This is a genomic window from Pseudoalteromonas sp. BSi20652, assembly GCF_000239855.1.
In the GTDB taxonomy this organism is placed as follows: domain Bacteria; phylum Pseudomonadota; class Gammaproteobacteria; order Enterobacterales; family Alteromonadaceae; genus Pseudoalteromonas.
This window is the reverse complement of the sequence record NZ_BADT01000104.1, coordinates 35,706-57,267: the sequence shown is the minus strand read 5'-3', so window position 1 is coordinate 57,267 and position 21,562 is coordinate 35,706. Positions and strand designations below refer to the sequence as shown.

Annotated in this window: 22 protein-coding genes; 18 read left to right on the top strand and 4 right to left on the bottom strand. The window is 36.7% G+C overall.

What is annotated here, in order from left to right:
- The first annotated feature begins 38 nt into the window (after positions 1-38).
- The 16 genes from P20652_RS09060 to P20652_RS09135 all read left to right on the top strand — a co-directional run bounded on the left by P20652_RS09060 (position 39) and on the right by P20652_RS09135 (position 14,995).
- Positions 39-1,007, top strand: a complete 969-nt coding sequence (locus P20652_RS09060) for a flagellin (protein ID WP_008168826.1) — start codon at positions 39-41, stop codon at positions 1,005-1,007.
- A gap of 86 nt (positions 1,008-1,093) precedes the next feature.
- Positions 1,094-1,519 (top strand): flagellar protein FlaG, encoded by a 426-nt coding sequence (locus P20652_RS09065; protein ID WP_008168825.1) that lies wholly within the window; start codon positions 1,094-1,096, stop codon positions 1,517-1,519.
- Between the two features lie 27 nt (positions 1,520-1,546).
- The gene (gene fliD, locus P20652_RS09070; protein ID WP_008168824.1) at positions 1,547-2,953 is read left to right on the top strand and encodes a flagellar filament capping protein FliD; all 1,407 of its coding nucleotides are present in this window, start codon (positions 1,547-1,549) and stop codon (positions 2,951-2,953) included.
- Between the two features lie 43 nt (positions 2,954-2,996).
- Entirely contained in the window at positions 2,997-3,425 is a 429-nt protein-coding gene (gene fliS / locus P20652_RS09075; RefSeq protein WP_008168823.1) for a flagellar export chaperone FliS, read from the top strand.
- On the top strand, positions 3,415-3,690 hold the full coding sequence (locus P20652_RS09080) for a hypothetical protein (RefSeq protein ID WP_033017482.1): 276 nt from the start codon (positions 3,415-3,417) through the stop codon (positions 3,688-3,690). The genes fliS and P20652_RS09080 overlap by 11 nt, the downstream gene beginning before the upstream one ends.
- On the top strand, positions 3,683-5,803 hold the full coding sequence (locus tag P20652_RS09085; RefSeq protein WP_008168820.1) for a 6-hydroxymethylpterin diphosphokinase MptE-like protein: 2,121 nt from the start codon (positions 3,683-3,685) through the stop codon (positions 5,801-5,803). Before P20652_RS09080 ends, P20652_RS09085 begins: the two co-directional genes overlap by 8 nt.
- Before the next feature lie 5 nt (positions 5,804-5,808).
- Complete coding sequence (locus tag P20652_RS09090) at positions 5,809-6,288, top strand: GNAT family N-acetyltransferase (protein WP_008168819.1); 480 nt, start codon at positions 5,809-5,811, stop codon at positions 6,286-6,288.
- A gap of 282 nt (positions 6,289-6,570) precedes the next feature.
- Entirely contained in the window at positions 6,571-7,896 is a 1,326-nt protein-coding gene (locus P20652_RS09095; protein ID WP_008168818.1) for an aminotransferase class III-fold pyridoxal phosphate-dependent enzyme, read from the top strand.
- Complete coding sequence (locus P20652_RS09100) at positions 7,896-8,648, top strand: cytidylyltransferase domain-containing protein (protein ID WP_008168817.1); 753 nt, start codon at positions 7,896-7,898, stop codon at positions 8,646-8,648. Before P20652_RS09095 ends, P20652_RS09100 begins: the two co-directional genes overlap by 1 nt.
- Before the next feature lie 17 nt (positions 8,649-8,665).
- Complete coding sequence (gene pseI, locus P20652_RS09105) at positions 8,666-9,721, top strand: pseudaminic acid synthase (protein WP_008168816.1); 1,056 nt, start codon at positions 8,666-8,668, stop codon at positions 9,719-9,721.
- Between the two features lie 2 nt (positions 9,722-9,723).
- Positions 9,724-11,094, top strand: a complete 1,371-nt coding sequence (locus tag P20652_RS09110; RefSeq protein ID WP_008168815.1) for an FAD-dependent oxidoreductase — start codon at positions 9,724-9,726, stop codon at positions 11,092-11,094.
- Positions 11,087-12,049 (top strand): hypothetical protein, encoded by a 963-nt coding sequence (locus tag P20652_RS09115; protein WP_008168814.1) that lies wholly within the window; start codon positions 11,087-11,089, stop codon positions 12,047-12,049. The genes P20652_RS09110 and P20652_RS09115 overlap by 8 nt, the downstream gene beginning before the upstream one ends.
- Positions 12,042-12,710, top strand: coding sequence for a class I SAM-dependent methyltransferase (locus P20652_RS09120; RefSeq protein ID WP_008168812.1), 669 nt, complete (start codon positions 12,042-12,044; stop codon positions 12,708-12,710). Before P20652_RS09115 ends, P20652_RS09120 begins: the two co-directional genes overlap by 8 nt.
- A complete protein-coding gene (locus P20652_RS09125) occupies positions 12,701-13,636 on the top strand; it encodes a DegT/DnrJ/EryC1/StrS family aminotransferase (protein ID WP_008168809.1) in 936 nt (311 codons plus the stop codon). The genes P20652_RS09120 and P20652_RS09125 overlap by 10 nt, the downstream gene beginning before the upstream one ends.
- Positions 13,617-14,261: a bifunctional 2-polyprenyl-6-hydroxyphenol methylase/3-demethylubiquinol 3-O-methyltransferase UbiG gene (locus tag P20652_RS09130; protein ID WP_139048214.1), complete on the top strand. Its 645-nt coding sequence runs from the start codon at positions 13,617-13,619 to the stop codon at positions 14,259-14,261. Before P20652_RS09125 ends, P20652_RS09130 begins: the two co-directional genes overlap by 20 nt.
- The gene (locus P20652_RS09135) at positions 14,252-14,995 is read left to right on the top strand and encodes a WbqC family protein (RefSeq protein WP_008168806.1); all 744 of its coding nucleotides are present in this window, start codon (positions 14,252-14,254) and stop codon (positions 14,993-14,995) included. Before P20652_RS09130 ends, P20652_RS09135 begins: the two co-directional genes overlap by 10 nt.
- Here P20652_RS09135 and P20652_RS09140 read toward each other — a convergent pair.
- Genes P20652_RS09140 through pseB form a run of 3 tightly spaced genes read right to left on the bottom strand, consistent with a single transcriptional unit; the run spans position 14,987 to position 18,009 of the window.
- Positions 14,987-15,844 (bottom strand): aldo/keto reductase, encoded by an 858-nt coding sequence (locus P20652_RS09140; RefSeq protein WP_008168804.1) that lies wholly within the window; start codon positions 15,842-15,844, stop codon positions 14,987-14,989. The two genes, P20652_RS09135 and P20652_RS09140, sit on opposite strands and share 9 nt — an antisense overlap.
- Positions 15,841-16,992, bottom strand: coding sequence for a UDP-4-amino-4,6-dideoxy-N-acetyl-beta-L-altrosamine transaminase (gene pseC, locus P20652_RS09145; RefSeq protein ID WP_008168802.1), 1,152 nt, complete (start codon positions 16,990-16,992; stop codon positions 15,841-15,843). The genes P20652_RS09140 and pseC overlap by 4 nt, the downstream gene beginning before the upstream one ends.
- A 15-nt stretch (positions 16,993-17,007) precedes the next feature.
- Positions 17,008-18,009: a UDP-N-acetylglucosamine 4,6-dehydratase (inverting) gene (pseB, locus tag P20652_RS09150; RefSeq protein ID WP_008168801.1), complete on the bottom strand. Its 1,002-nt coding sequence runs from the start codon at positions 18,007-18,009 to the stop codon at positions 17,008-17,010.
- 185 nt (positions 18,010-18,194) lie between these two features.
- Here pseB and P20652_RS09155 point away from each other — a divergent pair, with 185 nt between their 5' ends.
- Positions 18,195-18,980 carry a flagellin gene (locus P20652_RS09155; protein WP_008168800.1) on the top strand — a complete coding sequence of 262 codons (786 nt, stop codon included), beginning with the start codon at positions 18,195-18,197 and terminating at the stop codon, positions 18,978-18,980.
- A gap of 153 nt (positions 18,981-19,133) precedes the next feature.
- Positions 19,134-20,570: a sigma-54-dependent Fis family transcriptional regulator gene (locus tag P20652_RS09160; RefSeq protein WP_008168798.1), complete on the top strand. Its 1,437-nt coding sequence runs from the start codon at positions 19,134-19,136 to the stop codon at positions 20,568-20,570.
- Between the two features lie 339 nt (positions 20,571-20,909).
- Here the strand turns inward: P20652_RS09160 and P20652_RS09165 are convergent, their stop codons facing one another.
- Positions 20,910-21,503 (bottom strand): DNA-3-methyladenine glycosylase I, encoded by a 594-nt coding sequence (locus P20652_RS09165; RefSeq protein ID WP_008168796.1) that lies wholly within the window; start codon positions 21,501-21,503, stop codon positions 20,910-20,912.
- Between the last annotated feature and the right edge of the window lie 59 nt (positions 21,504-21,562).

Sequence of the window (21,562 nt, the reverse complement as noted above, 5' to 3'; positions counted from 1 at the left end):
CCCGTTGTAATCCATCGAACTTTGAAGCGGAGGCTATCATGGCTTTATATGTAAACAGTAATGTGAGTTCTTTGAACGCACAAAGACAATTAAGCAAATCAAGTAATGCATTAGATACATCATTTCAGCGTTTATCATCAGGTATGCGTATAAACAGTGCAAAAGATGATGCTGCAGGTATGCAGATTTCAAACCGTTTAACATCACAAGTTAATGGTTTGGATCAGGGTAATCGAAATGCTAACGATGGTATTTCACTCGCACAAACTGCTGAGGGTGCACTTGACGAAGTAACGTCAATGTTTCAACGTATCCGTACACTTGCTCAACAAGCATCAAATGGCTCGAATACTGATGAAGATCGTTTAGCGATTCAAGAAGAGATTCGTTCACTATCATCAGAAGTAAACCGTGTTGCAGAAGATACAACATTCGGTGGCCAAAATCTGTTAGACGGTAGTTATGATGCTCAATTTCAAGTTGGTGCGGACGCTGTTCAAACTATTGGTTTTAGTATGCAAAATGTAGGTGCTACTGCTGCAGTTAACAGTGTATCTGCAAATGGTGGCTTTACAATGTCAGGTATTGCTGTAGTGGCAAGTGCTGTAACTGGAAACCGCTTATCAGGTCTTGCTGAAGGTGCATCAGACATTGGTGGTGCTGCTCTCACTACGGATACTTTCGCAGCATCATTTAGAGCGACAGCTATTAGTGTATCTAGCCAAGCAAATGCACAAGTAATATTTGCAGGCATGGATTCTCTTATCGCTGTAGTTGATAAAAAACGTGCCGAGCTAGGTGCGGTTCAAAACCGTTTCCAATCAACGATTCGTAACCAATCAAATATATCTGAAAACTTATCAGCTGCTAAATCACGAATTCAAGATACTGATTTTGCGCAAGAAACAGCTAACTTAACTAAGATGCAGATCTTACAACAGGCTAGTCAAACAATTTTAAGCCAAGCAAATCAGCGTCCACAAGCAGCGCTATCGCTTTTAGGTTAATTGATTTGAACTATGAGCCACTTTAGACTAAGCAAATAGTTTAAATGTGGCTTATAGTCTTATTATATGTTTCGAGGGTAGCCGAGATGATTGATTTAAACTCTACACAAAAAACGATAGATGGGCTTAGTGTTGTAAATACATCTATTATTAAAGATGCAGTAAAAGAAGAAAAAATTGAAAAGGGCACGGGTTTAACAGCAAGAGAAGCTGTTGATTTAAAAAATGCTCAAAATCTTGAAGATCAAGAAAGCAAAAAAGATAAAGATTTGTTTGTCGAAGTAAAAGAAAATTTAGAAAGGCTAAATGAGTATATCCCGTTAACATCAACTAACTTAAAATTTGAGTTTGATGATGGTGGAGATCTTCCTATTATTAAAGTACTTGATAAAAGTAACGATGAAATAATAAGAGAAATCCCTACCGAAGAGTTTAGGGAAATAGCTAAAGCTTTAGATGAATTTGCCGATAAACTAACTAATAAAGGTTTACTGTTTAATAAAACAGTTTAAGCCGTTTCAGCTATTTAGGATTATATTATGCCTCTTATTACATCTGCGGGTATTGGTTCAGGTCTTGATTTGGAAAGTATTATTTCGGCTTCAGTTGACGCAGAAAATGTACCTAAAATGAATGCCTTTGCGGCGAAGGATGAGGCGCTTCAGGTCGAGTTATCTGCAATTGGTGAAGTTAAATCTGCTTTATCGCAGTTACAGGATACAATTGAAAAATTAGCTGATCCAGATAATTTCAACAAACGAGTTGCTAATATAACCCAGCCAACAAGTGATGATGGAGATCTTATCTCTGTTACACCTACCTCAGATATAACACCAGGTGATTTTAAAATAGAGGTGGTTGCAATTGCTCAAGGTAGTAGAGCATTATCTGAAGATGGGTTATTTGCTACTAATGAAGATGTTGTAAGCGCTTCAGGTGGTACGTTATCTTTTTCAGCAGGCACAGATAAAACTTTCGATTTAACCTTGGATGCAGGCGCTACTCTTTCTGATTTACGTGATGCGATAAATAGCTCTGATAGTAATTTTGGTGTTACAGCAAATATTATTAACACGGGTACAGAAGCAAAGCTAGTTTTGACTTCTACAGTAACAGGCACTGGAAACGATCTTGTTATTACTAATGATAACGCTGAACTTGATAGTGTATCCACTGTAGCAAATGCCGGTGGTGCTGGCGGTATTGGTATAGCTGCAGAAAACACCGCAAATGATGCCGTAATAAAAGTTGACGGTATCACTATAACTAATGATACAAATACATTCAAAGATGCCGTACAAGACATGACTATTACCGCTAAACGCGCAAGCGTTGATGGTGAAATAGCTAAGCTCTCAGTTGATTTTGACCGAGATAGCGCAACAACGTTAGTTGATGAATTAATTACAAATTATAACAACGTTATTGGTCAATTAGGGTTTCAATCGCGCGTGGGTAAACCACTAAATAGCGATTCTACTATTCGTTCTTTGAGTTCACAGCTCGTTAATGCATTGTCTACCAATTTAACAGATGCAGGACCATTTGAGAGTATTTTCGATATAGGCATTGGCGTTAACAAAGAGGGTTACTTAGAAAAGTCATCTTTAGTTCGAAGTTTGAATGATTCATTAGATAATAATTTTGATGATATTGGCAAGGCTTTTGCTGGTGAGAATGGTATAGCCACAAAGTTTGAAACGTTGCTTAATAACTACATAGATTCCGATGGCATCATGAAGCAGCGTGAAGATAGCTTGAATGGGCAAATATCGGAATTAGAGGATGATGTTGAAAATCATCAGTACCGGATGGAATCTTTGGAGGCAAGGCTGCGTGAACAGTATGCTGGTTTAGATGTGTTACTTGCTCAAATGCAATCAACTCAAACCTACTTAAGCGCACAATTGGCAAGTCTTCCAGGGTTTACTCGTTCAGATAACTAAACATTTAAGAATCGAATAAGTACTCATATAGAATAGGTGAATTATGTATAATGCTAAAGTAAAAAACTATCAAAAAGAAGCACTTAAAACCCAAGTTGCTGGTGCTGATAGATATGAAATTATTCAAATGTTGATGTCTGGTGCGATAGAAAAGATGGTTTTAGCAAAAGTTGCCATTGAGAAAAAGCATCTAGAAGCTAAGAGTGAACACATTTCAAGAGCATCAGCAATTATTAGTGCTTTACGCGGCTGTCTTGATTTTGACGCTGGTGGTGATGTTTCAGATAACTTATATTCGTTATATAGCTATATGGTTGATCGTCTCTTAGATGCTAGTATAAAAAACGATCCTGAAATCGTCACTGAGGTTTCTAACTTATTAAAAGAGATAAAATCAGCATGGGATGAAATTCCATACGAGGTAAGAGAAAAAACTTTGTCTGAAAATGGTATTAACGCACATGCAGGATAAGCTTGAATTGTTAATCGAACTGTTAGAGGGCGCAATTAATAGTGAAGATTTAGAACTCGCAACAAAATTAGATAAACAATTACTAGAAAACATACAGAGCATGGACAAAGCTCTTTTAAATGAAAATATTGTTCATTTACAGTCTATTGTTGAAAGGCATCGTTTCATAGTTAATAAAGTCGATTTTAGTAAAAAACAGGTTCATAAAAATATTACCCAGTTCAATAAAAATCAAAAAAACCTTAAGAAATATACACATGTCTAAAAATGATCTGCGCGAAGCTCAAAAGTCCATAAACGAGATTGAAGTAACCCTGAATTCGATTTCCAAAAAACAACAAAATGAAGACGCTTTTGTAGAAAAAGCGAATGTTATTTTTGAAAATAATATTGTAGCGTTTAAAAAGTATTTCCCTGATATTGCTGAGAAATTTAGTTCACATCAGCCAAGCAGTAAATTTAATTTATTCCTAAACCCAAATGGCTCAGCTAATTTTGTTGATTATGACACTGGTGTTCCTATTTATAGTGAGGACCCACACTTCCAATCTAGTGAACAAATTAAAAGTATGTTAGAAAACCCAATATTAGGAAAGGTCGATCATACTCAGTTAGAGTTCATAAAAAATGAAACAAACTTCATTCATATAGATTTGATGGCTGATATTGGTTCAATTTATAACGAAGCCCAGCGTGATTTAGACAAATCTAACGGGCTCGCTGAATATGTACCCAGTGCAATTATTTTTGGTGTAGGTTTAGGTTATTATTTGGAGAGTTTTTTTGATAACTTTAATGCCGCCTATATTAGTATTTTTGAACCTAATGAAGACTATTTTTTTGCGAGTTTATTCACGCTTGACTGGGCTAGCTTCCTCAATAAAGTAGATGAATCTGGCAGCTATCTATATTTTTCTATTGGTGTGCCAGAACAAGAAATGTATGAAGCCTTGTACAATAGAGCAAACGATATTGGTGCTTTTAGCGTAGCAAGTGCATTATTTTTTCAACATTATCCTTCTGAGTCAGTAAATAAGCTCATTGCTGAATTTAAAGATAACTTTCATCAATTCTTTATGGGCTGGGGGTTTTTTGATGATGCATTATTGAGTATAGCCCATACTGTTAATAACTCAGAAAAAAACATTAATCTTTTTAAACCTTCGCAAAAAATTGTTGATAAATACAATCAGTATCCTATTTTTATTGTAGCGAATGGCCCTTCATTAGATAACGATATTGATACGATTAAAAAGCTAAAAGATAAGGTTATTATCGTTGCGTGTAATTCAGCGACTACATCATTATTAAAGCAAGGTATAACACCAGATTTTCATGTCGCACTTGAAAGAACAAAAGCAACAGAAGACTTTTTAACTGCATTTATTCCAGAAAAGACACGCCAAAAAATAAACTTACTTGTTCTAAATGTAATGTACCCTAATGTACTTGATTTGTTTGGTTGGTGTGGAGTGGCTTTGAAAGGTAATGAAGCGGGTACCTCTTTATTTCATATTTCAGAGTTTTTAAAAAACAATCGTATTACGACAACGATTGGCTATAGCAACCCATTAGTTGGTAATACTGCACTTAGTTTCTTTGGCAGTATGGAGTTTAAAAATATTTATTTGTTTGGTACTGATAATGGTTATAAAGATCCTAATCATCATCATTCAAAAGGAAGTTATTACTACTCTGGTGAAGGCAAAACAATTCATGCACCACTGAAAATGGGTGGAGAGCTTATTGTGCCTGGTAATTTTGGTGGAGATATAATTACTGATCACTTTATGCATACAGGCAAAGTGCAAATGGAGCGTTTTTTAGAGTCTAAATTAGACGCTAACATTAGTTGTTATAATTGTAGTGATGGTTCGGCTGTAAAAGGCAGCATGCCGTTGAGATCACAGGATATTTTACTAGAAGAATTTAACTTCTCTAAAAATGAAGTCATTAAACATATAAAAGAACAGCCATTTTCAGGTTTAGATGAAAATGTTTGTTTAACTGATTATTTGGATTTTGATGAATTTGAGCAGTTGTGTAATACAATGGCTGATATTCTGGAAAAACCAACTTTAAATAGAAAAGAGGCTTTGAAGCAGTTACTCGAAAGCTTAAGATATTTGTTTTCATTTAAAAACCATCCTCGATACACACACTTGTTCTTGTTGCTTGAAGGTGAATCACTTTATGTTACATCTGTGCTTATTTCACTACTTTATAACTTTGGCGACGAGAAAACGATTGTGCCTTACTACGAAAAAGCTAAAACACTCTGGCGAGATTTTATTGCTGACGCTCCACAGCAATACAGAGATCGTTGGGATGAGTTAAGCGATTACAGCTTCGACTACTCAAAGCCATCGGTGAGCTAGTAGATATGCAGATTAAGAGTAAACGATTTGTTCTTACACACTTAACTGAGGCTCATGCTTCAAATAGATATCTCAGCTGGTTTGACGATAGTAAAGCTAAAGAGTTTATTTGCTATACATCGTCATCTTTAGACGAATTGAAAGATTACATAAAAACTAAAAATGAAGACCCAGCAGCTATTTTGTTGGGTATTTTTGCTGATGGTGAGCATATCGGCAATATAAAGTATGAGCCTATAGATTTAGTTAATAAAACTGCAACGATGGGGATTTTATTAGGAGAGGCTAAGTGGCGTGGTAAAGGTGTTGCAGCTGAGGTTATTTCTACAAGTGCAGATTACTTAGCTAAAAACTTTCATATAGAAAAAATCATACTGGGTGTCGATAAGGGTAATATCCCCGCAATTTCTGCTTATAATAAATTGGGTTTTGAAATTAGCAAGCAAACTGACCATGGTTTGTTTATGAAAAAATCACTTCTGTAAAAAATATCTATTCTTCCTAAGCCTTTTCTTAAAATTGCCGATAAGTTATTAGAGCGTAAGCGAAATTTCATTATAATGGTTAAAAATACCAATCCGCAATAATACTTAATCATTTTGCGGGGCTAAACGTGTTGTTACCTTTGTTAAAAATTCTTATTTAGAACAATTTAATAGCGAATTTTTTTGCCTAGCTATCAACACGTTTTTCCACCCTAAAAATAGATCACCTAATTAAGCGAATTGGTATAAATAATTTAAACTTATTATTTCTAAGGAAAAAACATGTCATCAAAAAGCAATTCGGGTGCTGAACTGTGGCAAAAAGCCAAAAAAATTATTCCAGGTGGAAATCAATTACTTTCAAAGCGTGCCGAAATGTTTTTACCCGATCAATGGCCTGCGTATTATAAAAAGTCTAAAGGCTGTGAAGTTTGGGATTTAGATGATAATCATTACTATGACTTCTCTATTATGGGAATTGGTACTAGTTCTTTAGGTTATGCTAATGATGAAATTAACGATGCGGTAATAAGTTCGATTTCTAACGGAAGTATGAGTAGTTTGAATTGCCATGAAGAAGTTGAATTAGCAGAAAAACTTATTGAAATACACCCTTGGGCGGGAGCGGTCCGCTTTACTCGTACTGGCGGCGAATCGTGTGCGTTAGCAGTGCGAATTGCTCGTGCCTATAGTAAAAAAGATGTTGTTGCCTTTTGCGGCTACCATGGTTGGCATGATTGGTACTTAGCAACAAATATAACTGACGCTGGAAATTTAGATGAGCAGTTATTACCTGGTTTAAGGCCTGCTGGTGTACCTAAGCAATTACAAAATACTGTGGTGCCATTTAAGGAAGGTGATATTGATGGCTTTAAGGCAATCATAGATGCTCACGGTGATAACCTTGGCGTTGTTATGATGGAAGTTTTTCGTCATGGATTGCCGGATGTTGCCTTTTTACAAACTGTGAAAGATTTAGCTGTTAAACATAACATCGTTGTAATTTTTGATGAAATATCCTCAGGGTTTAGACTTAACACAGGGGCGTCTCATCTTTTAACGTCGATAGAGCCAGATATTTGTGTACTAGGAAAGGCACTGGGTAACGGCCATCCAATAGGGGCTATAATAGGTCGTTCTGAAGTGATGGATGCAGCGCAGCAATCCTTCATTAGTAGTTCTTATTGGACCGAACGAGTTGGCTTTACAGCTGCGTTAAAAACATTAGAAATATTTCAAAGAGATAATATTCCCAAACGCTTAAATGAAACTGGCGCAAGACTAAAATCTCGTATTGAAGAAGTGGTCACTCAAACAGGCTTTAACCTAAAAATTATAGGTATTGATAGTGTCCCTATATTTATATTTCCAGGTGATCATGCATTGGCATTAAAAACACTATTTACCCAAGAAATGCTTAAAAGAGGATTTTTAGCGAGTAATGTTATTTACCTTTCGATCGCCCATACCGATGAGCTTTGCGATAAATATATTGATGCAATAAGAGATGTTTTTTGTTTTCTTCAGCAGTCGCTAGACAGTAATGCAGATATAGAAAGCCTAATCAATGGTCCGGTATGCCACAGTGGCTTTCAAAGGTTAAATTAATGAAATCAGTTGCCGCCTTTATTCAAGCGAGAATGGGATCGTCAAGATTACCAGGCAAAGTGTTAAAAGAATTAAATGGGATCCCCGTTATTTTGCACATTGTTATGCGTTTAAAACAATCTAGGTACATAGATAGTATTGTTCTTCTTACTTCTTTTAACGTAGAAAATGATGAGTTGGTTAAGTTAGCCAAACGCCATAATATCAACGTGTTTAGAGGTTCAGAGGAGAATGTTTTAGCGCGTTTTCAGCAAGCAAGCCAGGCATACCCATCAGACCATATTGTGAGAATAACAGGCGATTCACCTTTTGTAGATGCTGGCGTTTGTGATTTATTATTGCAGACATACTTTGAAAAACAGGTTGATTATGCTTTTTTGAGTGAACAATTTGCCGAAGGCGTTGATTGTGAGGTTTTTAAATCGAGCTTACTGTCCTCTTTAGATACGGCTGAACTTAGAGAGTCTGAACGTGAACACGTGACGTTACATTTTTACGAAAATAAACTAAATCAATTTTCTACCTATGAAATGCAAAACACGACAGATGACAGCAGCTATCGGTTTACATTAGATACACCTGAAGATTGGCAGGTTATTAAAGAGTTAGCACGTTTTACTAATGATACTGTTAACATTAACTATCAAAACATAAAAAATATACTTGATGCTCATCCTCATATTAAACAGATTAATAACAAAGTTATTCGTAACGAAGGGTTAGCTATTTCATTACAAAATGAACAACAATAATTAGCTTTGGACTTATTATGAAAATTAACAATAAAACAATCGATGAAAATAGTCCGTGTTACATCATAGCTGAAATGTCTGCTAATCATGGTGGAGACATAAATAAAGCGAAAAAATTAATCGCTGAAGCTAAGTTAGCTGGGGCAGATGCTGTAAAGCTACAAACTTATACGCCAGACACAATTACACTAAATTGTTCAAAACCAGATTTTTGTTTGCCTAGTGACAACCCTTGGCAAGAACATGTGTCTTTGCACTCACTTTATCAAAAAGCGTTTACACCTTGGGAGTGGCATCAGGCGCTGTTCGAAGAGGCCAAGCGGTGCGAAATTGATATATTCTCTTCCCCATTTGATGAATCTTCCGTTGATTTACTCGAATCATTAAATACACCAGTATATAAAATAGCCTCGCCGGAAATAACAGATATTCCCCTTTTGAAATATGTTGCTGCAACAGGTAAACCTGTGATTCTTTCAACAGGGATTGCTGAGTTAGATGACATTGAACTTGCGGTTAGTACATTGCGCAATAATGGGTGTGATAGCATTGCAATTTTAAAGTGTACAACAGCTTATCCGACCCCATTAGAAGAATGCAACTTAGCAACAATTTCCGATATAGCTAAACGATTTAAATGTATTGCTGGTTTGTCTGATCATACACAAGGGATTATTTCACCGATAGTAAGTGTTACATTGGGTGCAAAAATAATTGAAAAGCATTTTATTATTGATAAATCTGACGACTCAGTAGACGCCTTTTTCTCATTAGATAAAGACGAATTTTCATCACTGGTTAGGTCAGTAAGAGACGCCGAAAAAGCGATAGGTACAGTGAGCTATGACATAACAGATTCAGCGAAAAAAAATATGTTAGCTAGGCGCTCACTCTATTTTGCTAAGGATTTGCCTAAGGGTCATGTTATTACAAAACACGATATCAAATCGGTTAGGCCAGGCTTTGGCTTACACACCAAGCATTTTGATGATGTACTAGGACTGTGTTTAACAAGCGATGTAGAGCTGGGTGATAGAGTTAGTTTTGCGTTGACGAATAAGTTAAGAGGCTAGCTATGAAAACATGTGCAGTGGTCGGTGGTGGGATTTGTGGTATAACGGCAAGCATTTTGTTGCGCAAGCATTACGATCGCGTTGTATTAATTGAGCAGTCTGAATCGTTAGGTGGCTTGTTGAACTCAGTCACTGACGATGCTGGTAATTTTTACGACCAAGGCACACATATTCCAGCTAGCACCGGTGTTGCTGAAATAGACGAGATATTATTCAACCACCCTCACTTTTCTAAAAATTGGCATACATTTAAACACCTTAAAACAGGGAATTACTTTGCAGGTAAGTGGGATTTAGAAACACAAACAATTGATGCAAGAAAATTAGATTCAGCACTTTATAAACAGGGTATTGGTGAGTTTATGTCACTCACATCAGGGTCTGAGGCCAATAACATTGAGCAATATCTATGTGAAACTTTAGGTGTAGTGTTCTATCAGTACCTTGCAAAACCGGTTATTAATAAGCTTTATGGTGGCGATGTAGCATTTACTGATTTAGCTAAAAATACCAGCATTAATTATTTTGGTGCTACAAGAATAAAAGCATTCAATGCATCTTTGACTCGCGTGTTGAAGCAACATCCAGAGTTTGATAAAAAACTTGGCTATCATAGTGCCGCTGAATTTGAAGCATTACTTGCAGAGCAAGGTTCATACCTTCCAAATTATTACTACCCAAATAGTTCTAAAGGCGCGCAAACTTGGATTGATCAATTACAGGCAAAAGCTGAATCTTTAGGAGTTGAAATTCGCTGTAATAGTCAAGTGGTAGATATTGAATATCAAGATGATTTAGTTACTGCGTTTAGCCTTAATGATGGCTCACGTATTAAGTGCGACTTGTTATTTTGGAGTGCGCCGCCTGTATTTGCACTAAAAGCCGCTAATTTACCGATCGCGAATTATAAACCTATATTTAGGACTGCAAATATCTTACATTTTACGTTTGATAAGCAGCCTTTAAATAAAGAATCGCATTATCTTTGGAACTGGGACCCATGTTCGGATATTTTTAGGGTTACACTGTATAACAATTTAAGGCATAGCGATAAGTATCAAGTATCGGCAGAGGTATTAAGGTACAAAGCAGATCCTACATACACATTAGAGCAGGGTGTTATTGATCTAAAAAATATGGGAGTTTTAACGTCTGATACCAAAATGAAAAGTGGATGTGTACAAATAATTGACAATACTTTTCCAGTACCTACACATGATTTTTGTACTACAACACAGCGTAATTATGAAACATTAATAAATTCTTTTAAAAATATTATTGTGTCGGGTAGGTTTAGTGGTCGTTGCTGGTTGTTATCTGATGTGCTTGTTCTTGCTCATAAAGAATTAAAAGAGTATTGCACTTTTGGCTAATTTTATTTTCTATTGCAACGGAACTATAAAAACAGGCTTTGGGCATTTATCAAGGTGTTTAAATGTTGCAAGGGCGACTTTTGCATTACAGCCTTATAGTAAGATTGTTTTTTTTGGCGACTTTGACCAATTTTCTACCCAGCGAATTAATAATTTTGGGTTCACCGTAGCAGGCAGTGACTTTATTTTTGAGTCAAATATGACAGTGCTTGCTGATAGCTATCAGTTTACCTGTGAGCAATTATTTGAGTTAAAAAAAATAGGGTTGAAGCTATGTATCATCGACGACTTTGATCAATACAATTACAATTTTATAGATCTTACTGTGAATTTTAGATTTAACGCAGAGGCGTTTTGTCGCTCAACAACCAAACATAGATTAGGTCTGCGTTACTTTTCATTTGCCCAGGAGTTATTATCATTAAGGCGAAGTCGCTCACAGGGGCACTTTCAAAATAGTATTAATACTATTTTGGTTTTTATTGGCGGTAATGATCGATTTGATGTTGCTACGCATGTTGTAAATGCCTTAGATAAGATATTGGTAGGTAAAAAAATTATTTTATTAGATCAAAAAGCCCCTTTTATTAGTTTAAAAAATAATACTTACCAAGCTTTAGAGTTCGTTGATGATATGTCTGCTGTTTACAAACAAGCCGATTTAATCATTAATGGCGGGGGATTAACAAAGTATGAAGCCGGTTTTTGCCTTATACCTAACTGTGCTATCTCGCAAACGAGAGAACAATATACAGACACTTTGGAACTTGCCAGAGCACATTTAACTTTTGATTTGGGTTTTGCTGAAAATGCAACGTTAGAAAGCTTAACATTAGACATTGAGCGGTTTTTACACACCGGTATTCTGGCGCAAAGAGCCGCAATGTTATCATCATATTACCTCGATTCAACCGAGCAATTCGCACAAGAAATTATAAAGGTATCAAATGAGTGAGTTTAATTCTAAACAAGCAGAGTGGGATGAAATTGCTCGTATAAACAGTGATTTTAAAGCACAGGTTGGGCGCCCCTTTGACGATACACTTTGGCAGGCGCTCATCGATGATGTTGAGCAAAAACTCATGTTTTCAGCGCAAGGTAATAGTATTTTAGACGTAGGGTGTGGTAACGGCTTACTATTATCAAAATTACACAAATGCTCCCAGTATGCAGGTGTTGATTACTCTCAAGCAATGATAAATGAAGCAAAAAAATTACTCCCCCAAGCCGTTTTTTATCAATCACAAGCGAATGCTCTGCAATTTGACAACAATGAGTTTGAAAGAGTACTCAGTTACAGTATTTTTCATTACTTCCCAAGCTATCAATATGCACTTGATGTGATTAAAGAAATGATACGAGTATGCAAGCCCGGAGGTATAATTTTGATTGGCGATATACTCGATAAACACTTTGAGCATGATATAAAAAGTGCAAGTGATCTGGAATATGAAAAAACGATTCCGTTGATACATCGTTATTCTCAGTGGCGCTTTTTTTCTTTTGAGCAATTAAAAACCGATTTACAGCATTGTGTTAAGAAAGTAGAAATACTTACTCAACCAGAAGGCTTTCCTTTATCCCGTTATCGCAAGGATTTGAGATTATGGGTTTAACTCAATTACAGAGCCTTATTGCTACTGCATTTGACCGCCAGCATGCATTATTGACGAGCTCTGGAAGCTTTGCGCTAATAACAGCACTCAACGCCTCACAGGCTCCAAAGGGTAGCTCAGTAATAATGCCTGCAAGCTGTTGCCCGATTGTTTTGTTTGCTATTCAAATGGCAGGTTACAACGTTATTTTGGCTGATGTTTCGTTGTGCTCTTTGTCTATGGAGGTCACTAATATAGAAGCTGTTTTTAATGATTCTGTATCAGTAATAGTGGCTGTTCATGGTTACGGACACTATTGTAAAATTGATGAAATAGCAAAGTTTGCAAAACACAATAACATTACACTTATAGAAGATGCATGTTTGTCGTATGGCAGTACATACAAAGGTAAACCGTTAGGTAGCTTTGGCGACTTCTCTATTTTAAGTTTTGGGTATGATAAACCTATTGATAATCAATATGGTGGAGCTGTTTTAACTAGCTCAAAGTGTTTATTTGAACGCGCTAAGATGTTTTTAAATGAGAATAAAATGGCTCAATTTAGTGACGTAAAACAAATAGAAAAATTAAATGACTGCTTTTTAAATTTAAAAAAGCAAATGCAAGTGCGAAAAAAGAATGTAGATTATCTGCAAAATTACATTACTAACTCGCTTTTTGTAAAAGCACGTTTTGATACTGAAGTAACCTATTGGCGCTACCCTTTACTCATAAAAAATAGAACTCACTTTCTAGCTAAAGCAAAAGAGAATGGCATGATCTTTACTAAGCATTATAAATCGTTAGGTGAATTACAAACCAATGGACATTATCCAAATGCGTCATTGATTGATGATCAAATTATAAATTTATTTGTCCGTCCCGAAACACCTCAAGAGCAATTAACCAATATGGTAATGTTTATAAATGACTACCAAGACAAGTAATACTTTAAAGTCGTATTATCAGTCTCTGTATAAAGAGTATGGTGACAGCCACAAATCAGTACAGCACGTATCAAAAGAATCACAAAATGTAAGATTTGCGATATTTCTGAATATGATTTCATCAAGTAGCCGAGTTATTGACTTAGGCTGTGGGCTGGGTGATATGCTTTTGTATCTAAGAAAAAATGGTTTTACCGGTGAGTATTTAGGTTATGACTTTGTGCCAGAGTTTATAGACGCCGCAAATGCCAAGTTTAGCTCTGATACAAAAGCTCAGTTCAAAGAGTTTGATATATACGAGGATGAGATAGCACAAGGCTATGACCATGTGCTTATTAGCGGTGTGTTCAATAATAAAATGACAGATAACATAGGCTTCTTAACGCTTACCTTACAAAAAAGTATTCAGCACTGTGAGCAGTCGGTTATTTTTAATGCGTTATCGACATTTGTAGAATTCAAAAATGAAGCTCTTTTTTATGTATCACCCTTAGAATTATTTGAATTATGCAAAACGACAATGACACCTTTTGTTTCCTTAAAGCATGACTACGTTACTAAGCCAGGTGGTTACCCTTATGAATTTACAATGCAATTAAGTAAAAGCGAAATAACATGTTACTGAGTATGATGCAGCCTACTTACTTACCCTGGTTAGGTTATTTTGGGTTAATTAATAGCGCCGATAAATTCGTTTTTTTAGATAACGTAAAGCTTGAAAAAAGTGATTGGCATGTTAGAAATAAAATTAAATCGGGTAAGCAAGAACTTATGCTGACTTGTCCGGTAAGTACCCCTAAAGGAAGGATGACAGCAACAATTGAAAATACTCAATTTGTTAGTGCAAATCCTTGGCGAAGAAAGCATCTTAAAAGCATTGCTGAAAGCTACGCAAAAGCGCCGTTTTTTAGTTCGTTATTTCCACTATTAGATTCCATTTATAAAGATGAGAGTATTACTTGCTTGGCTCAAATGAATATTAAAATCATTAGAGTATTGATGGGGTTCATGAATATAACCACACCAACATTTATAGCTTCTCAGCTTAAAGACGTTTCTGGTGTTAAAGATGCTCGGCTAGTATCTATTTGTAATGAGTTAGAATGTGATACTTATTTATCACCAGTCGGCGCGCAAGCTTACATTGAAAAAGAGACCCCAGGCGGGGCATTAGTTAAAAATGGCATTGATGTTTTTTATCAAAACTTTATCCACCCTAAATACCCACAAGTTAAGGGGGAATTTATATCTCATTTGAGTGTGATTGACTGCTTATTTAACGTGGGGCCTGTTGAAACAGTTAAATTAATTGATACATGCACGAGAGCACATACTCACTATCAATCTCTATTAGTTTGATTGCCAAAGTGCTGGATTAATAAAACGCTCATCAAGTAGGCTAAACTCAGATAAATCAATATTGGATAAGCTTGAAGTTAAGCAGCTTAAAATTTCATTAAGTTGTTGTTCGTTGTTGACGCCTACAACCACTTTGTCTACTTCATTAATATTAACCACGTAATTTAATGCTAGCGATAACTTTGAGACATTTAAGTGATTACTCAGCGTGGTAAGCTTTTCTAATAAAGGAGCAATAGGTTTAAAATAATCTGGGAAAGTGCCACTTTGCATTAGCAATAATCCCTGAAGAAAGGCTGAACGAGTATGAATCTCTATATCTGCAGCTTTTAGTTGTTTTAATGAATTTGATTGAACGAAGCGTTGATCAAGAATATTAAGTGGTAACTGAATTAGATCTGCAAATGCTAATACATCATTATTAAGCTGCTCTGGGGAATATAAAGATACTCCCACTTTTTTTACTTTATTATCTGCTTTAATTTGCTTTAAGCAGTCAAGTGCAACAGGGAATTGACTAAAATCTTCAAAGCGATGAAGTAGTAATCCATATAAAGCGTCACAATTTAAGTCGCAAAGAGACTGTTTAACAGTTTTTGTTATAAAATCATCAACATTGGTTAAATTAGATATAGGAGGAATTTTACTAACTATATTGAATGAACTTAGTGGGCACTGGCCTAATTCTTTTTCAGCATTACCATAGGCTGAAGCAGTATCAATGGTCGTTATATTTTCGCTTTTGGCAAGGTTAAGTATTTTTTTTATTTCTTTCTGGTGTGTTTTGCCAAGTGTGTTGCTTATTCCGTAGTCAACACCAAACTGAACAGTACCTAGTGCTAGCTTCACAGTAATTTACCAATCTCATCAATAATATAGCTTTGCTCTTGCTCTGTAAGTTGAGGATGCAAAGGGATAGTAAATGCTGTTTTATAATATTTCATTGCGTTGGGGAAGTCGCAGTCTTTAAAGCCCATTTTTTTATAAAAAGGTTGAGTGTGTATTGGAATATAGTGAAGGTGACTAATAATGCCCTTACTTCTCAATTGCTCAATAATATGCCTATGAAGGTGGCTGTGGCCGTCAGCAAGTTTAACTACGTATAAATGGTAGCTTGAATAACATTTTGTGAGTTGTGTTAGATGCGATAGAGGCATAGTTTCAAACGCATTAGAATATGAAATAGCGAGTGCGTTTCTGGTAGTAACAAATTCATCAAGTTTATCAAGTTGGCTGAGGCCAAGTGCAGCTTGTAGTTCTGTCATTCGGTAATTAAAGCCAAGCTCTACTTGCTGGTAATACCAAGGACCATGGCTTGGCTCAGTCATTTCATTTGGATCATTAGTGATCCCATGACTTCTTAAGCGCTGTAATTTTTTTGCCAACGGTTTATTATTGGTAACCGCCATACCGCCTTCGGCAGAGGTAATTATTTTTACCGGGTGAAAACTAAATACAGTGATATCTGAAAATTCACAGCAACCTACTTTATTGCCATTATATTGTGCGCCAATAGCATGTGATGCATCTTCAATGATTTTAAAACCATACTGCTTTGATAAATCGTAAATAGCTTCCATATCACACGATTGACCTGCCAAGTGAACAGGAATAACGACTTTAGGTAAGCAATTATTTTGTTTTGCACTAACAAGCTTATCAGCAAGGACAGACACTGACATATTGCCAGTTGCTAAGTCAATATCTACAAAGTCCACTGCAGCCCCACAGTAAAGCGCACAATTGGCTGAGGCTACGAATGAAATTGGCGACGTCCAAACAGTGTCGCCTTCACTTACATTTAATGCTAAACATGCAATATGTAGAGCAGAAGTCGCGCTATTAACAGCAATACCGTATTGAGCATTACAGTAGTTTGCAATAGCAGCTTCAAAAGCAGGTGTTTTAGGCCCTTGAGTTAGCCAGTCAGACTGTAAAACAGCCACAACGCTATCAATATCTGCTTGGCTTATTAGTTGTTTACCGTATGGAATCATTTATTTTATTCAGCTTTAACTTAATGCCTGAGTGTTAAATTCTTTAATCTCATCAATCGTCATGTAATGCGTGTTATGAAGAGAATTATATTCAAATCCTTGCTCTACTTTTTTGCCTTTTTCGCCAATCGCGTTAACGGTAAAGTCATTACTGCGACTACTGAACTTAATACCAGGAGCAATAACAAAGTGGTCGTTGTACTCGTAGGTTTCAAAACATAAATCAGCAGGGCACATAACCTCATGAAGTTTTTCACCAGGGCGAATACCAATTATTTTTAGCGGTAAGTCAGGGGCCATGGCTTTTGCAAGATCTATAATGCGGATTGAAGGGATTTTAGGAACGAAAATTTCACCGCCTAACATACGTTCAAAATTAGTTAGAACAAAATCTACACCTTGTTGTAGGTTGATCCAAAAACGCGTCATCTCTTCATGAGTAATTGGAATATGATCGCGCCCCTCATCAATAAACTTTTGAAAAACTGGCACAACAGAACCTCGAGAACAAACCACATTGCCGTAGCGTACAACAGAAAAAGTAGTGCGGTTGCCGCCAGCAATATTATTAGCGGCTACAAAAAGCTTATCTGACGCCAATTTAGTGGCACCATACAAATTAATTGGGTTTGCAGCCTTATCAGTAGACAAAGCGATTACCTTTTCTACATCGTTATCAAGGGCTGCATCAATCACGTTTTCAGCGCCATTAATATTTGTTTTGATACATTCCATAGGGTTGTATTCAGCGGCTGGAACCTGCTTCAAAGCAGCTGCGTGAATAACGTAGTTCACCCCGCGCATGGCACGTATTAATCTGTCTTTATCTCTTACATCGCCAATAAAATAACGCATACAAGGTTGGTCAAACTCTTGTTGCATTTCAAATTGCTTAAGTTCATCTCGCGAAAAAATAATGATCTTTTTTGGATTGTAACGCTCAAGCAGTGTTTTTACGTATTTTTTTCCGAATGAACCGGTACCACCGGTGATTAAAATAGTTTTGTTATCGAACATAGTGCTACCCAAATTATTTATTATTGGCGTTATATGACACGCAATTGTGATTTTTTAATACACATCTCAATACTTTAACCACTAAGCAAGCAAAGTGCCAAGTTAATTTAGTCTAACCATGGTACAAAGCACAAAATTTGGCAAATTAAGCTATAATTTAATCAGTAGGTAATTAGGAGGACGTCATGAAAACTCAAATAGCATCACCTAGTTTTTTAAACCAAACTCAGCAAACAACTAACAAACTTGCAGAGCAGTTAGCAACAGGTAAAAAAGTAAATACCGCAGCAGATGATACTGCCGCATTGCAAATTATTGATAGACTTACTTCACAACAAAATGGCTTTAGCCAAGCTGTTAATAATGCGTATGACGGAATTTCATATTCTCAAGTGAGTGAAGCTAATTTGAGTGGTGTGAATGATGCGGTCTCGCGCATTCAAGAGTTATCTATTCAAGCAGGTAATGGTGCGCTGACTGATAGCGACCGTTTTGCACTGCAAGAAGAAGTGGTGCAGTTACAAAGTCAAATTACAGAGACGTTTGAAAACGCGTCTTTTGGCGGTAAGCCTTTGTTCGATGGTCAGTCAGTGTCGTTTCAAGTGGGGCCAGATGCCAATACAACACAAAAAACTACACCTTCCGACGGTAGCTTTGCTGCTGCGATTGTAACGATTGATATTTCAACTCAAGCAGGCGCACAAGCTGCTATTGATATTAGTAATCAAGCGAGCGACGAAATTAATGCTCAGCGTGCTGAACTAGGTTCATTTCAAAATACGTTGGCAAGTACCATTAAAGGTTCAGGGACGCAGCAGGAAAATATTGCTGCAAGTAAAAGTCGAATTCAAGATACCGATTATGCGCAAGCAATTTCACAACAAGTCTCAAACGATATTTTGACGAATGCATCTATTGCTCTTCGTGGACAAGCTAATCAATCTGCTGAGTCTATTTTGAGTTTACTCTAACTTAATAATTAATCATTAAGTATTATTAAGTTAACCAATCCGTCTGTTTTTTGGCGTTTATGTCAAAAAACTGCCGCTATCGCTTGCATCCATGCTGAACTGGCTTACAATTTAACTAATTATACAAATTAGTGAAAGTACGGCTCGCTAAATATGATCTTGATTTTAGATAATAATAACAACCGCGCAATAGGATTAAATGCTTCACTTAGCTTTATTGGTGAAGCTTCTGAGCTATTAAGCGAAGAAAGCTTTGAGCAAGAGTGCAAAAAATATCAGCAGCAAGAATGCATGATTATTTTAGGAGCGTTGCAATCACTTGACCACGAAAGCTTAATTAAACGCTATCCAACATTACCGTTTTTATTAATTGGCGAGACGCTAAAACCACTATTAAGTATAGCTAATGTGGTGGGGCTTATTTGCGAGCCATTTAATCACGAAGTGACAACGCAGTTACTTCACGATTGCCAGCAGTATCAGCGCATGTTGCCAAATGAGCATAAGCATTCTAAACCACATAAAACTTTTGACGGACTTGTTGGTGAAACAGAGGCCGTAAAAGATGTTCGCTTTTTAATTGAACAAGTGGCAAAAACCGACGCTAATGTTTTAATTTTAGGCGAATCAGGCACAGGTAAAGAAGTGGTTGCCCGTAATGTACACTTGCTTTCAAAGCGTATTAATGGACCGTTTGTACCAGTTAACTGTGGTGCTATACCGGCAGAACTGCTCGAAAGTGAACTATTTGGCCACGAAAAAGGCGCGTTTACTGGTGCTATATCGGCGCGTAAAGGGCGGTTTGAACTAGCTCAAGGTGGAACGCTATTTTTAGATGAAATAGGCGATATGCCACTACAAATGCAAGTTAAGTTGCTGCGAGTATTGCAAGAACGCAGCTACGAGCGTGTTGGTGGTACAAAGGCTATTCAGGCTGATGTACGCGTTATTGCGGCCACGCATCGTAACCTAGAAACAATGATTGAAGAGGGGAGTTTTAGGGAAGATTTATATTACCGCTTAAATGTATTTCCTATCGAAAACCCATCGCTGAGTGAACGTGCTGATGATATTCCGCTGCTTTTAAAAGAGTTAATGCGCCGTGTTAACGACCAAACAGGTTCTACCGCTAAGTTTACCGAGCGCGCAGTTGAGAGCTTAAAAGAACATGCTTGGCCTGGTAATATTCGTGAGCTTGCTAACTTAGTGGAACGTATGGTTATTATGTTCCCTGAAAAAGTGGTTGATATTCCCGATTTACCTAACAAATATCGTTACATTGAAGTTGAAGCCTACGAGCCAGAATACCCTGAAGAGTTAATGGAAAAAGACGCCTTTAACGACATATTTAGCACCGGTTTTAGCGATTATGAGAGTGAGCCTGACGCTGAGTTTAGCCAAACGGGTAGTGGGCTATTGCCAGATGATGGTATTGAACTTAAAGATTATTTAGCCGAGCTCGAAATAAGCTTAATAACCCAAGCGTTAGAGCGTTATGATTACGTTGTAGCTCGCGCTGCAGAGATATTGGGTGTTCGCAGAACCACACTCGTTGAGAAAATGAAAAAGTATAATCTCTCAAGAGATTAAGGTTTAAAAGCAGCTGTCAGTGTTTAGTTATAAATTGGCCAAACACAGTAGATAAATAACCCCTCGTTTTGTAGGTGCGGTTTTATACCGCACTTTACTTCAAAAATATTAGCAAGAGCGCGAAGTAAATTCGCACCTACACGGTTTTTACTTTTGTTGTAGACGCTAGACTTGCTCGCGTGAAAAACAAGACTTTTAATCATTTAAATAAAACGTTATTTCACAAATAGAAAAAACGAGGGTAAATGAGAAGCCATAGTCAACCTACGCGTTACTTCTCTAAAGCGAAGCGTCTCTTAACCTCTTTGTAAACAAATCACTTTTATAGCTATAAATCACTTACCCACTAAAAGCCTCAATAATTTCTTCTTTTCTAAAACAATCATTACTGTGATCGTTAACCATACCGCAGGCCTGCATATGAGCGTAAACCGTTGTAGGGCCTAAAAACTTAAATCCCCGTTTTTTTAAATCTTTCGCAAATGCAGTTGATGCCTCTGTAATTGCTGGGTAGTCCTCAACGTTATTTAAATTACTTATAATCGGTTTATTATCCACAAACTGCCATTGGTAGTTACTAAAGCTACCAAATTCTTTTTGTATTTCTATAAAGCGCTTTGCGTTGTTGACGGTTGCCGCAATTTTTAAGCGATTGCGCACAATCCCTTCATCAAGCATTAGTCTCTCAACGTCATCTTGTGTGAATTGTGCCACTTTATCTACATCAAAATTAGCAAATGCTTTTTTGTAACCGCTGCGTTTTTTTAAAATTGTGTACCAGCTTAAGCCGGCTTGCGCGGATTCAAGCGTGATAAATTCAAACAGTTTTGTATCATCATAAAGAGGCACACCCCATTCTTCATCATGGTAAATAACGTAGTCGGGTTTAGTGGTGTCGAGCCACGGGCAACGGCACTTTATTTGCTCACTCATTATTATTCCTTTTTGTGTGCGTCATTTTTATGTCGCTCAAATTATTGATGTAACTTAAT

Bases quoted from the DNA above. Each gene is read 5' to 3' on its own strand.
- P20652_RS09065 (WP_008168825.1), top strand. From the start codon at position 1,094: ATGATTGATTTAAACTCTACACAAAAAACGATAGATGGGCTTAGTGTT.
- P20652_RS09160 (WP_008168798.1), top strand. From the start codon at position 19,134: ATGATCTTGATTTTAGATAATAATAACAACCGCGCAATAGGATTAAAT.
- P20652_RS09080 (WP_033017482.1), top strand. From the start codon at position 3,415: ATGCAGGATAAGCTTGAATTGTTAATCGAACTGTTAGAGGGCGCAATT.
- fliD (WP_008168824.1), top strand. From the start codon at position 1,547: ATGCCTCTTATTACATCTGCGGGTATTGGTTCAGGTCTTGATTTGGAA.
- P20652_RS09110 (WP_008168815.1), top strand. From the start codon at position 9,724: ATGAAAACATGTGCAGTGGTCGGTGGTGGGATTTGTGGTATAACGGCA.
- P20652_RS09100 (WP_008168817.1), top strand. From the start codon at position 7,896: ATGAAATCAGTTGCCGCCTTTATTCAAGCGAGAATGGGATCGTCAAGA.
- P20652_RS09155 (WP_008168800.1), top strand. From the start codon at position 18,195: ATGAAAACTCAAATAGCATCACCTAGTTTTTTAAACCAAACTCAGCAA.
- P20652_RS09135 (WP_008168806.1), top strand. From the start codon at position 14,252: ATGTTACTGAGTATGATGCAGCCTACTTACTTACCCTGGTTAGGTTAT.
- pseC (WP_008168802.1), bottom strand. From the start codon at position 16,992: ATGATTCCATACGGTAAACAACTAATAAGCCAAGCAGATATTGATAGC.
- pseI (WP_008168816.1), top strand. From the start codon at position 8,666: ATGAAAATTAACAATAAAACAATCGATGAAAATAGTCCGTGTTACATC.
- P20652_RS09060 (WP_008168826.1), top strand. From the start codon at position 39: ATGGCTTTATATGTAAACAGTAATGTGAGTTCTTTGAACGCACAAAGA.
- P20652_RS09125 (WP_008168809.1), top strand. From the start codon at position 12,701: ATGGGTTTAACTCAATTACAGAGCCTTATTGCTACTGCATTTGACCGC.
- pseB (WP_008168801.1), bottom strand. From the start codon at position 18,009: ATGTTCGATAACAAAACTATTTTAATCACCGGTGGTACCGGTTCATTC.
- P20652_RS09120 (WP_008168812.1), top strand. From the start codon at position 12,042: ATGAGTGAGTTTAATTCTAAACAAGCAGAGTGGGATGAAATTGCTCGT.
- P20652_RS09090 (WP_008168819.1), top strand. From the start codon at position 5,809: ATGCAGATTAAGAGTAAACGATTTGTTCTTACACACTTAACTGAGGCT.
- P20652_RS09095 (WP_008168818.1), top strand. From the start codon at position 6,571: ATGTCATCAAAAAGCAATTCGGGTGCTGAACTGTGGCAAAAAGCCAAA.
- P20652_RS09165 (WP_008168796.1), bottom strand. From the start codon at position 21,503: ATGAGTGAGCAAATAAAGTGCCGTTGCCCGTGGCTCGACACCACTAAA.
- fliS (WP_008168823.1), top strand. From the start codon at position 2,997: ATGTATAATGCTAAAGTAAAAAACTATCAAAAAGAAGCACTTAAAACC.
- P20652_RS09085 (WP_008168820.1), top strand. From the start codon at position 3,683: ATGTCTAAAAATGATCTGCGCGAAGCTCAAAAGTCCATAAACGAGATT.
- P20652_RS09130 (WP_139048214.1), top strand. From the start codon at position 13,617: ATGACTACCAAGACAAGTAATACTTTAAAGTCGTATTATCAGTCTCTG.